We start from the raw sequence: 12,482 nt of genomic DNA on the forward strand, positions 1-12,482 counted from the left end.
ACCGGTGAAACGCTTACTTGGTGATCGTGCCGACGTTGAACACTTGCTCCAGCATCGGGTTGAACACGTAGCCCTTGACCTTCTCGCTCATCGGCAAGGTGTAGGCCTTCTGATACAGGTAGGCGTAGACGCTGTCGTTGAGCACGATCTTCTGCGCCTGCTGGTAGAGCTCGATGCGTTTGCCCATGTCGTTGGTGGTGGCCGATTCGCGGATCAGCGAGTCCACCGCCGGGTTGTCATAGAACGAGCGGTTGCCCGCCAGCCCCTTCAGCTTGGAGTCGAAGAAGAAGTTCATGAACATGTAGGGGTCGGCGAAGTCCGGGCTCCACGAGCCGATGGCGATGTCGAAGTCGCCGCTGCCCAGGCGCTCACGCATGCTCGCGTTGGCGAGCTTTTCCAGCTTCAGGTTGACGCCCAGAGGCTGCAGTCCCGCTTGCAGGGTCAGGCCTATCGGCTCCCAGTTCGGGTCTTTGTCGGAATACATGAACGTCAGGTTGCTGACCTTCGGCGAAACTTTCGCCAGGTCGGCTTTAGCCTTGTTCATGTCTTGCTTGAAGGCCGGCTGTTTCTCGTCGTACGCCCACATGCCTTGTGGAATCGGGCCGTTCAACGGCTTGGCTTTGCCTTTGAGAATGCCGTTGATGATGCCGTCGTAGTCCAGCGACTCGACAATGGCACGCCGCGCGTCCGGGTTGTTCATCGGCGCTTTTTGCGTATTGAGGTACAGCAGCGTCACGCGCAGTGATGGATAGTCACCCACAACGATGCCGGATTTTTTCGCCAGCGCTTCTAGCTGGTCTTCGGGCATGTCCTCAATGATGTCCAGGTCACCGTGTTCGAGCTGCAAGCGGCGCACCGAGGCCTCACCGATGATCTTCACCACGACCTTTTTCAGCGTCGGTTTGGGGCCAGCGTAATAGCTGTTTTGCTCCATGGTCAGGGTCTGGCCCTTCTGCCAGTTGACCAGTTTGAATGCGCCGGAACCTGCGGTGTGGTTCGACAGCCAGGCTTCCGCGCCTTCGGGTTTCTTGGCCACGTCGGGATTGATGATCGCCGCGCCGTTGTGGGCCAGCGTCGAGAGGAACGGCGCATAGGGTGCTTTCAAGGTGAAGCGCACGGTGAGCGGATCGACCACCGAAATCGTCATGTCATCCGGGAAGGCGCCAGAGGGCCCCTGCTTGAGCTTCATTACCCGGTCAAACGAGAATTTCACGGCGTCGGCGTTGACCTCGGCACCATCATCGAACTTGTTGCCCGGCTTGAGCTTGAACTCCCAGGTCAGGTTGTCCGCCGAGGTGGTCCAGCTGCTGGCCAGCTCCCCCGCCACTTCCGTGCTGCCTTTGCCGTTTTCGACTTTGTAGGTGACCAGCCGCTGGTAGGCCGGGTAGGTCACGGTCCAGTCGTTGTTGTCGATGGTCACGGCCGGGTCGAGGGTTTGCGGATCGGACGGTTTGCCGATCATCAGGGTGTCCTGGGGGACGGCTGCGCTGGCCGACTGCCAGGCGCCGAGGCCCATGGCGGTGCAGAGGACTGCCATCGCCAGCGTGCGTGGAGTAACGATTGATTTCATGCCGGTTCCTTGATCATTCGATGTATGGAAGTTCGTCAGGTTTGTTATTGAAGCTATACCGGGCAGTTAAAGCTCACAGGCCTGAGGCCTGCGAAATGGCGCACCTTGCTCATGCAAGTTGAGGTGTCGCCAGATTCAGCCGGGATTCATGGTCGTCCCGGTCGTGTGTGTCAGGTTTGTGCGGTGTGCTGCTCTACTCTCCCTTTTGCTGCTTGCCGCTTGCCGCTTGCTGCTTACCGCTTGCTGTTTGCTGTTTGCTACTTGCTGCTTGCCGCTTGTCCCTTGTCCCTTGCCAATCTCAGCCCGCCGGCCCCACTGACCCGTCATCAATCAGCGGGTAGGCGTCTGCCTCGGGCAGCTCGTAGTGCCACCACTCGCTGTCGATGTAAGTGAAGCCCGCCGCCAGCATGATGCCCAGCAACAGCAGGCGATTGCGTTGTACCTCGGCGGGCAGGTCGGCGAAGAACTGATGGGAATGCTCGCGCATGTCATCGAAGCCGGTGCCCATGTCCAGGGCCTTGCCGCTGGCATCGATCAGGGTCAGGTCGACGGCGACGCCACGCGTGTGATGAGAGCCCAGGCTGGGGTCGCGCACATACTCGGGATTGGGCAGCGCCTGCCAGAGCAAATATTGCGCGTACGCTGGGCGATAGGCATCGAAGAGGCGCAGACGCAAACCGGCCTGGCGCGCCAGGGTGCTGGCCTTGCGTAGGCAAAGCTCGGCGTCGCGGTGCAGCAGGCAACGCGGGTCCTGGTAAATCTGCTTGCCGGCGAGGTTGTCGGCACCGGCATAAATCAGGTCGATCTCGACCTCAAGCGCATCGGCGTCGACTTCGACGAGGGGGCTGTTCACGTAACGACTCTCCAGATCTGCGTGTTGATTCAGTGTTGCCTTGTGGATGAAGCTTCCCGGCTAAAGCCGGTCCCACTCCTGGTCCAAATCATTGCGCGGCACCGACCGCACGTAGCTCCGGTTTTAGCCCTGTGGGACCGGCTTCAGCCGGGAAGCTGTTGCGCTTTTGAAAACCGGCTTCAACCGGGCAATCCTGCTTACTCAAACTGGCCAAACACCTGCTGCAGCTCACGGTTCTTCGCCAGGCGCTGATCCAGACGCTCGCCAAATTTCTCCGCCACCGCCGACACCATCAGGTTGAACAGGCAGGTCAAAGGCGCAAGGGAATCCCAGAACTGGCCCACGTCGGAGTTCAGCTGCAACAAGTCGCTCGGGTAATCACGGGCCCACGGGCAATGGAAGTCGGTGATGAAAGCCAGCCCCAGATCCTGCTGCTGAGCGACCTCGCAAAACGTACGCGTCACGGCTGAATACGTGCGGAAGTCGGCGATCACGGCATAGGGGTCTTGAAACTGCGAATTGAGGGACTCGGCATAAGTGCCGGACAGGCCATCGACGTAGTACACCTTGGGCCGGATGTATTCCAGGTGGCTGAAAAAGGCGTTGAGAATGCCGCGTGTGGTCTGAATGCCAACGATGAACACAGCCTCGGCGCTGTAAAGACGGTCCACGATGCGGGCGAAGGTTTCGCCTCGGGCCAGCGCGTAGACCCGCTGAATGGCCTCAAGCTCGCGGTTCATCGACCGCTCCAGCGCATCGCCCTGGGTGTTTTCTTCGCGAAAGGCACCCAGCCGGTCAGTGATGACCCAGGGGCTTGCGCTGTCACCCCGCAGGCTCTGTTTGACGTCGTCGAGGTTGCGGTAGCCCAGGGAGCGCAGAAATCGCCCCACCGAAATTCCGGTGGTTCCGGTCTGCTGGGCGATGCTGTCGGCCGTTTCGAAAGGCAGCTTCTGTGGATTGGCCAGCAGATAGCCTGCGATGCGCTTGCCAGTAGGCGTCAGGTCACTGAAGCGTTGCTCCAGCGCATCGAGAAAAGGGGTTTTCTGCATGGGTGTTCCGCTTCTGAAGCGTGGCGCGCAGGCGTCGGAAATGTTATCCGGCGGTCATTCTGCGACAGGATGTTAGCAACATAACATCGCAATTCTCGCCCTTACAACGGTTTTTTCCAAAGATTTCAAGTAAGGGATTTTGGTGAATCAGGGTGGTGCGAGGGTTAGGAGAAATGCGCGATTAGGGGGCAAAAATGGGGACGTGGCAGGGTGATAATTGGGGTGCCAAGGCTGGCCTCTTCCCGGCTAAAGCCGGTCCCACAAGGAGATGCGATCCATTAGCGGGCCCCACAAGGACACGCGATCCATTGGTGGGAATCGCATGGAGATCCGGTTCATTAGTGGGATCCACGTGGCGATGCGGTGTATTAGTGGGATCGGCTTCAGCCGGGAAGAGGCCCGTGTGAACACCCCGAATCTTTAGGTGTCACCAAGCTACCCTTCCCGGCTAAAGCCTGTCCCACATGGGAACGCGGGCCCCCGTGAAATCAGCGCAGGTTGGTTTTTGCCAACTCCAGCACCATGTCGGCCTTGCCGTTCATCACAGCCTTGAGCATAAACAGGCTGAAGCCCTTCGCCTGGGCCAGCTTGATCTTCGGCGGCATGCCCAATTCCTGTTTCGCTGTCACAACGTCCACTACCACAGGCCCCGGATGTTCAAACGCTTTCTTCAGCGCGTTCGGTAGGTCTGCCGAGTCTTCAACACGAATGCCCAGAATCCCTGCACCGATGGCGATGTTGGCGAAATTGGTGCGATCGAAGTCGGTGTCATGCGGCACATAGCCGCCCGCCTGCATCTCCATCGCCACGAAGCCCAGCGAGCTGTTGTTGAACACCACCAGCTTGACCGGCAGGTTCAACTGGCGGATCGACAGCAGATCGCCCATCAGCATCGACAACCCGCCATCGCCGCACAGCGCCACCACCTGTCGCTGCGGGAACGCCGCCTTTGCACCGAGCGCCTGAGGCATGGCATTGGCCATGGAGCCGTGGTTGAACGAGCCCAACAGCGAGCGCTTGCCGTTCATGGTCAGGTAACGCGCCGCCCACAATGTCGGTGTGCCGACATCGACGGTAAAGATCGCGTCCGGGTCGGCGTAGGCGTCCACCAGGCGGGTCAGGTATTGCGGATGGATCGGCTCGCCGTGGCCTGATGGCGTGGCCAGTTCGTCCAGTTCTTCGCGCGATTTGGCGTAGTGGTCCAGCGCTTTGTCGAGGAACTTGCGGTCGGTGTGTTCTTTCAGACGCGGGAGCACCGCATCGAGGGTCTCGGCAATGCCGCCAGCCAGACCCAGCGCCACGGGCACACGGCGGCCGATTGCCGTGGGGTCGATGTCGATCTGAATGACCTTGGCTTTATCAGGGTAGAAATTACGATACGGGAAGCTGCTGCCCAGGATGACCAGCGTGTCGCAGGCCATCATGGCGTGGTAGCCGGAGCTGAAGCCGATGAGGCCGGTCATGCCGACGTCGAAGGGGTTGGCGTATTCGATGTACTGCTTGCCGCGCAGCGCGTGGACGACTGGCGCGGAGAGTTTTTCGGCCAGCGCTACCACTTGGTCGTGGGCGTCGGCACACCCGGCGCCCGCGAGAATCGTCACTGCCTTGGAGCCGTCAAGCAGGTCAACCAGCCGCTGCAGGTCGGCTTCTGCCGGGATCACCCGCGCAGGTGCATGATCGACCCATTGCGGCTTGATGTCTGGTACCGCGCTCAGGGCGAAGTCGCCGGAGATCACAATCACTGCCACGCCGCGTTGGCTGATCGCTGCACGCATCGCCCGCTCCAGCACGCGCGGAAACTGCTCCGGGGTGCTGACCGTTTCGACGAAGTGGCTGCACTCTTTGAACAGGTCGGTGGGATGGGTTTCCTGAAAGTAATTCAGGCCGATTTCGGAAGAGGGAATCTGCGCAGCAATGGCGAGCACCGGCACACCGCTGCGGTGGCAGTCATACAGGCCGTTGATCAAATGCAGATTGCCCGGACCACAGCTGCCTGCGCACACCGCCAGTTTGCCGGTGGACGCCGCCTCGGCGCCGGCCGCGAACGCTGCGACCTCTTCGTGACGGGTGTGCATCCACTGGATCTTGCCCAGGCGCTGCAGGCTGTCGGTCAGCCCGTTCAGGCTGTCGCCGCTGACGCCCCAAATCTTCGAGACCCCGGCAGCAGCGAGGGTTTGGGCGAGGTAATCGGCGATGGTTCTGCTGGACATGGGGCAAATTCCTTGTCGAGTCGAATGAGCGCGCGAGGCCTTGGATAGACCGTGCGCGTGGTCTCAAATCGACCCGCTGCGCCTGACACAGTTCAGTGCGTGTGGGTGGGCGCCATTTTTGAGCGCGCTGGAATCCGTAGATAGTCGGCTTGCTGGCGAACGCGTTGTGTCAGTCAGCTTTTGCGTAACTGACAGATCGGGTTCGCCAGCAAGCCGGCTCCTACAGGTTCGTGCGCCATGTGTTAGACCAGCGTCGTTCGGGAAGCGAGCATTGGGGCTTTTCAATCTCACACCGGCGGCTGCACCACGGTTTTGCTCGGGGCGGCGATCTGCACTTTCGGGTTGACCGGGGTGGCGGCAGGCGTGGCGTACTGCTGTTTCAGGTGACCGTCCTGATCGAGCAGCCAGGCGTCGAGAATCTCTCGCACCACCGGCCCGGCCACGCGACCGCCCGCCTCGCCGTTTTCGATCATTACCGAAACCACGATCTTCGGATTGGCGGCCGGTGCAAAGCCGACGAACAAGGCGTTGTCGCGATGCCGTTCCAGGGTCTTCTCACGGTTATAGCGCTCGCCCTGCTTGATCGCCACCACCTGCGCGGTACCGCTCTTGCCGGCGATACGGTATTGCGCGCCTTGCGCAGCGGCGCGTGCGATACCGCGCGGGTCGTGCATCACCGCCTGCATGCCGTTATTGACCTGATCCCACTCGTGGGGGTCACGCAACACGATGTTCGGCATCGGGTGTTCGTCTACCGGCGAGACCCCGCCTATTTCCCTGGCCAGGTGCGGACGGTGCCAGATGCCCTTGCTCGCGATCAGGGTGGTCGCCTGGGCCAGTTGCAGCGGCGTGACCTGCATGTAGCCCTGGCCAATGCCGAGAATCACCGTTTCGCCCGGGAACCAGGCCTGGCGTCGGGTGATGCGCTTCCATTCCTTGGACGGCATCAGCCCTGCCGACTCCTCGAACATGTCCAGCGAGACCTTCTGGCCGATGCCGAACATGGTCAGGTAATCGTGCAGACGGTCGATGCCCAGCTTGTGCGCCAGGTCGTAGAAATAAGTGTCGTTGGAACGCATGATCGCTGCGTTCAAATCAACCCAGCCGTCGCCGCTGTGGTTCCAGTTCCGATATTTGTGATCGAAATCCGGCAACTGGAAATAGCCCGGGTCGAACACCCGCGTTGAAGGCGTCACCACGCCGCTGTCCAGACCGGCAATGGCCACCTCTGGCTTGATCGTCGAGCCGGGCGCGTACAACCCGCGCAGTACGCGATTGAACAGCGGCCGGTCAACCGAATCACGCAGCGCCGAATACTCCTTGAAGCTGATCCCGGTCACGAACAAATTGGGGTCGAAACTGGGCTTGCTGACCATTGCCAACACTTCACCGGTGGCCGGGTCGATGGCTACCACCGAGCCGCGGCGGTCACCGAGCGCCTCTTCGGCGGCCTTCTGCAGCTTGATGTCCAGACTCAACGTGATGTTTTTACCGGCCACCGGGTCGGTGTGCTTGAGCACCCGCAACACCCGCCCTTGAGCGTTGGTTTCGACTTCTTCGTAGCCGACGTGGCCGTGCAGTTCGCTCTCGTAAAAACGCTCGACGCCGGTCTTGCCGATCGACTGAGTGCCGCGGTATTCGACCTGATCAAGCTGGGTCGCTTCTTTTTCATTGATACGCCCAACGTAGCCAATCGAATGCGCAAAATGCTCGGCCAGTGGGTAATGACGCACGAACTGCGCCTCGACATCAAGCCCTGGAAGGCGGAACTGGTTGACCGCCAAAAGGGCAATCTGCTCTTCGGTCAGCTCATAGAGCAAGGTCACCGGCACAAACCGATGCGGCGAGTTCTTCATGGCCTTGTCGAAGATGATGCGATCCTCGTCCGGCAGATTGAGAATCTGCATCAGCGTGTCGATCACCGCATGCCAATCGCCGGCGCGCTCGCGGGTCATGGTGAGGTTAAAGCTGGGACGGTTGTCGGCGAGAATCACCCCGTTGCGGTCGAAGATCAGCCCGCGCTCCGGCGGAATCGGCAACACGTGAACGCGGTTGTTTTCAGAAATGGTCGAGTGATAAGCGAATTCGGTGACTTGCAGGAAGTACATGCGGCACACCAGCGCGACGCTGAGCATGGCCACGAAAACAGCACAGGCGATCAAGCGTTTATTGACCAGCCGGGTTTCCTTCTCGTGGTCTTTAAGGGGTATTGGATCGGGCATTTCTGCAGCTACTCGGTGAACAGAAGGACGGCATACACAGCAACCCGCAAGGGAAAGCGGGACGCAAATGGCGTGCACGATACCAAGAAGTCGCCTCGGCAACGGGGCCGGCTTTATGAAGATTCTGTCAGGTTGGCGCTATTCCCCAAGTTAAGACGAAGCGAGCCTACCCCAGCGTGGCAGCGTAAAGCGCCGGGACCCACAAAACTGACTATCGGAAAAACGTCACTGTTACGGGATCTGTAAAAGTCATTTACCAAATCCGCCGCCGCAATACGTCGTAACACATCTATCATGGATATCGGCATCAAAAGATGATGAGCGGTTATGACACCTCCCTGCCTAGCGTGCGCCTTTCGTGCGCTGGCTTGCCAGAGACCCAATGTCACACCCTGCCAAGAGCCACCTGCCGTGCACATCGTATGCGCGGCAATACCCGTGATAAAGAACGCAGAGTACAGCCCCGGCACGGACCATTCTCGATGGCCTGTGGCGGCGCGGTTTTGCAGGAGCCCAGAATGACAGAGAAACCCAAAGGACTGACCCGGCGCCAGCTGCTGAAGTCTTCAGCCACCACCCTGGCAGTTGGCGCCGCCGCGACCGCTCAGGCGGCCACCGTCGTTGGCGTTCCACAGTGGGTGCCCTTCGACCATAACGGCCCCATGCACTACGACACGCCCGGCTGGCAGTTTTTCACCGACGCCGAGGCCGCGACGGTGGAAGCCATCGTGGCCCGGTTGATCCCTGCCGACGACCTCAGCGTCAGTGGCAAGGACGCCGGTTGTGCCGTGTTCATCGACCGCCAGCTGGCCGGCGAGTACGGCACGTTCAGTCGCTTGTACATGCAAGGCCCTTTCGTGCAGGGCACACCGATGCAGGGCGATCAGTCGGAACTGGTGCCGCGCCAGCGCTACCGTCTGGGCCTGGCCGGCCTGGAAGCGTATTGCCAGAAGCAGTTCCAGAAAAGCTTTGCCGCCCTCGCCCCCGAGCAGCAGGACAAGGTCCTGACCGGGGTGGAAAAAGGCGAGATCGCGCTGGACGGCATCGACAGCAAATTGTTCTTCCAGCAAGTGCTGGGCAACACCATGGAAGGCTTCTTCGCCGACCCGGTGTATGGCGGCAACCGCGACATGGTGTCGTGGAAGATGATCGGTTTCCCCGGTGCGCGCTACGACTACCGCCCCTACATCGGTCTGCACAACCAGAAGCTGAATCTGGTGCCGCTCTCCATCATCGGCAGCTCCGCCTGGAACAAGAAGGGTTAATTCGACATGGCCAAAAAACTACCTTCCACGGACGTCGTGGTTGTCGGGCTCGGCTGGGCCGGGTCCATCATTGCCAATGAACTGGCCGACGAAGGCCTGAACATCATCGGCTTCGAACGCGGCCCATGGCGCGACACCGCCGTTGATTTCAACCTGGCCTCGGCGACGGACGAACTGCGCTTCGCGCGCCGTCAGGACCTGATGGTCAGGACCCGGCAAAACACCACCACCATTCGCAACAACGTCAACGAGACCGCACTGCCCATGCGCAGTTGGGGCTCGTTTCACCCCGGCAACGGCACAGGCGGTGCGGGCAATCACTGGGCCGGCATCACCTTTCGGTTCCAGCCACACGAGTTCCGGCTGCACAGCCACCTGACCGAGCGTTATGGCAAGGAGCTGTCGCCCGAACTGACCCTGCAGGACTGGGGCACCGACTGGGACGAGATGGAGCCTTTCTACGCCAAGTTCGACCGCCTGGCGGGCATCTCCGGTAAAGCCGGCAACATCAAGGGCGTGATCCAGGAAGGCGGCAACACCTTCGAGGGCCCGCGCTCCGAGGAATACCCGAACCCGCCGACCGCGCAGACCTACGCGCCGACGCTGTTCGCCGAAGCCGCAAAGAACCTGGGCTACAAGCCGTTCCCGGTGCCTTCTGCGCTGCTGTCACGCCCTTACGTCAACTCGCTGGGCGTAGCGATGGGCGAATGCACGTTCTGTGGTTTCTGCACCAACTACGGTTGCGCCAACTACTCCAAGGCCAGCGCCATCACCACCGTGCTGCCGGTGCTGGTGCGCAAGCCGAACTTTACCGCCATGACCAATTGCGAAGTCCTGCGTGTGACCATGGACAGCAGTGGCAAGCGCGCCACCGGCATCGTCTACATGGATTCGAACGGCGAGGAATGGGAACAGCCGGCAGAGCTGGTGGTGATCAGCGCCTTCATCTTTGAAAACGTGCGCCTGATGCTGCTGTCCGGCGTCGGCCAGCCGTACGACCCGGTGACTAACACGGGCACCACGGGCCGCAACTATGCGTACCAGACCGCCAACAGCGTGCGCATGTTCTTCGATGACAAGAACTTCAACCCGTTTATCGGTGGCGGTGCCATCGGCATGGGCATCGACGAGTTCAACAACGACAACTTCGACCACTCCGGTCTGGGTTTCGTCGGCGGCGGCAGCACCCGGGTAACCCCGATCGGCGCTGCGCCCATCGACTCGCGCCCTCTCCCGCCCGGCACCCCAGCGTGGGGGTCGGAATGGAAAAAAGCCACGGTCAAAAACTACGCCAGCACCATGTCCATCGGCTGTGAAGCGAGCAGTTACGCGACGCGCACCAACTACCTGTCGCTCGACCCGACCTACAAGGATCCGCTGGGCCGTCCGCTGCTGCGTATCACCTTCGACTTCCCGGAGAACGACCGCAAGATGGCGGCGTACGTCACCGGCAAGGTCGGCGAGATTGCCAAGAGCATGAACCCGCGGCAGATGGTGCCCAATTCCCAGCAAGGGCACTGGAACAGCGCGCCGTATCAGTCTTCGCACATCGTTGGCGGCTTCATCATGGGCGCTGACCCGAAGAACAGTTCGGTGAACAAATACCTGCAGGTGTGGGGTGTGCCCAATCTGTTCGTGGTCGGCTCATCCGCCTTCCCGCAGAACCCGGGCTACAACCCGACCGGTACGGTGGCGGCATTGGCATTCAAAGCAGCGGACGCCATTCGTACGCGCTACCTTAAGCGTCCAGGGGAGATGATCAGCGTATGAAGACTCTTCTGACCGCTTGCGCAGGCGTTATCGGCCTGTCTGTGTCTTTGGCTCATGGGGCAACCGGCGCCGATTCCTACAACATCGTCGAGAAGGGTCGCTACCTGACCACCCTCGGCGACTGTACGGCGTGCCACACCATCCCTGGCAAACCGCTGTTTTCCGGGGGGGTCATCCTCGACACGCCGTTCGGCAAACTGGCGGGCGCAAACATCACCCCCGACCCGGCCACCGGTATCGGTCGCTGGAGCTTCGAGGACTTCCAGAACGCCATGTCCAAAGGCCATGGCCTGGACGGCAAGCGTCTGTACGGCGCCATGCCCTTCACCGCTTACACCAAGGTGCGGCGTGAGGACAATCTGGCGATCTTTGCGTACCTCAAAACCGTCGACCGGGTGGACAACAAGGTCGAGACCAATCAGCTGCCGTTCCCGTTCAACGTGCGCACCAGCCTCATCGCATGGAACCTGATCAACTTCAAGGAGGGCGAATTCAAGGCCGATCCGAACAAGTCCGAGCAGTGGAACCGCGGCGCTTACCTGGTCGAAGGCCTGGGCCACTGCGGCACGTGCCACACGCCGAAGAACCTCATCGGTGGGGACAAGAACGATCAGTTCCTCAGCGGTGCGAACCTGCAGAACTGGGTGGCGCCGAACATCACCTCCAACGGCCATGACGGCATCGGCGAGTGGAGCGAAGCCGACATCGTCAGCTATCTGAAAACCGGCGCAAACCGTTTTGACATTGCGTCCGGGCCGATGGCCGAGGAAGTGGAGCACTCTTCGCAGCACTGGAAGGACGAGGACCTGCTCGCCGTTGCGGTGTACCTGAAGGACGGCGCCAAGCCGGTCGAGGCCGCCAAACCGCTGGCGGAGACTGACGCGGCCATGGTCGCGGGCAAGGCCATCTATGGCGACCGCTGCTCGGCCTGCCATACCCCGAACGGCGAAGGTGCGACCAACCTGTTCCCGAAACTGGCGATGGCGCCGCTGGTAAACAGCAACGATCCTTCATCGCTGATTCGCGTAGTGCTGGCCGGAAGCCGTGCCGGTGCCACCGACGCTGCGCCGACGGCTCCGGCCATGCCGGCGTTTGGCTGGAACCTGTCGGACGAGAATGTCGCGGACGTGCTGACGTATGTGCGCAACACCTGGGGCAATGCCGCCCCGGCGGTCTCGGCGTCGGACGTCAAGGATGTGCGTGAGGGCTTGCGGCCAAAGTAGATGTTGGTTCGCTGATGCTTGAGAAAATGCCTGGCCGCAGAAATGGGGCCAGGCATTTTTTTCGGCCTGGGGAAATTGAACATCACTAGCATCTGCCTAACGACAGAGCACAGACCTCCCCAGCTAGAGCCGGTCCTACGGGAGCGCGACACTTTTTTGTGGGACCGGCTCACGCGCCGTTGTCTGTGGTGCAGGCTCAAGCGCCGCTGTCAGTGGGACCGGCTTTAGCCGGGAAGAGGCCCGTGCTGGCAGCCAATCCTCGTGAATGATCTACATACCCGACCCACCATTCACTTGTACGATGTCTTATCACGAGGTAT

At 60.8% G+C, this 12,482-nt stretch carries 8 protein-coding genes; 3 read left to right on the forward strand and 5 right to left on the reverse strand.

Features of this window, described 5'->3' with window-relative positions; all coding sequences use genetic code 11:
- Nucleotides 1-13: 13 nt before the first annotated feature.
- The 5 genes from LT42_RS04965 to mrdA form a co-directional block, all read right to left on the reverse strand.
- Entirely contained in the window at nucleotides 14-1,570 is a 1,557-nt protein-coding gene (locus LT42_RS04965; RefSeq protein ID WP_037010420.1) for an ABC transporter substrate-binding protein, read from the reverse strand.
- A 298-nt stretch (nucleotides 1,571-1,868) separates the two neighbouring features.
- Nucleotides 1,869-2,423 (reverse strand): D-alanyl-D-alanine dipeptidase, encoded by a 555-nt coding sequence (ddpX, locus tag LT42_RS04970; RefSeq protein ID WP_037010422.1) that lies wholly within the window; start codon nucleotides 2,421-2,423, stop codon nucleotides 1,869-1,871.
- Nucleotides 2,424-2,620: 197 nt separating this feature from the next.
- Nucleotides 2,621-3,472, reverse strand: a complete 852-nt coding sequence (locus LT42_RS04975; RefSeq protein WP_037010425.1) for a MurR/RpiR family transcriptional regulator — start codon at nucleotides 3,470-3,472, stop codon at nucleotides 2,621-2,623.
- 488 nt (nucleotides 3,473-3,960) lie between these two features.
- Nucleotides 3,961-5,682, reverse strand: coding sequence for a ubiquinone-dependent pyruvate dehydrogenase (gene poxB, locus LT42_RS04980; RefSeq protein WP_037010427.1), 1,722 nt, complete (start codon nucleotides 5,680-5,682; stop codon nucleotides 3,961-3,963).
- Between the two features lie 287 nt (nucleotides 5,683-5,969).
- The gene (gene mrdA, locus LT42_RS04985) at nucleotides 5,970-7,904 is read right to left on the reverse strand and encodes a penicillin-binding protein 2 (protein ID WP_052075091.1); all 1,935 of its coding nucleotides are present in this window, start codon (nucleotides 7,902-7,904) and stop codon (nucleotides 5,970-5,972) included.
- Between the two features lie 518 nt (nucleotides 7,905-8,422).
- Between mrdA and LT42_RS04990 the strand changes: the two genes are divergently transcribed.
- Genes LT42_RS04990 through LT42_RS05000 form a run of 3 tightly spaced genes read left to right on the forward strand, consistent with a single transcriptional unit; the run spans nucleotide 8,423 to nucleotide 12,162 of the window.
- Nucleotides 8,423-9,169: a gluconate 2-dehydrogenase subunit 3 family protein gene (locus LT42_RS04990; RefSeq protein ID WP_037010429.1), complete on the forward strand. Its 747-nt coding sequence runs from the start codon at nucleotides 8,423-8,425 to the stop codon at nucleotides 9,167-9,169.
- A gap of 6 nt (nucleotides 9,170-9,175) precedes the next feature.
- Nucleotides 9,176-10,939 (forward strand): GMC family oxidoreductase, encoded by a 1,764-nt coding sequence (locus tag LT42_RS04995; protein WP_037010431.1) that lies wholly within the window; start codon nucleotides 9,176-9,178, stop codon nucleotides 10,937-10,939.
- Complete coding sequence (locus LT42_RS05000; protein ID WP_037010434.1) at nucleotides 10,936-12,162, forward strand: c-type cytochrome; 1,227 nt, start codon at nucleotides 10,936-10,938, stop codon at nucleotides 12,160-12,162. The genes LT42_RS04995 and LT42_RS05000 overlap by 4 nt, the downstream gene beginning before the upstream one ends.
- Nucleotides 12,163-12,482 lie beyond the last annotated feature (320 nt).

Source organism: Pseudomonas lutea, from assembly GCF_000759445.1.
In the GTDB taxonomy this organism is placed as follows: domain Bacteria; phylum Pseudomonadota; class Gammaproteobacteria; order Pseudomonadales; family Pseudomonadaceae; genus Aquipseudomonas; species Aquipseudomonas lutea.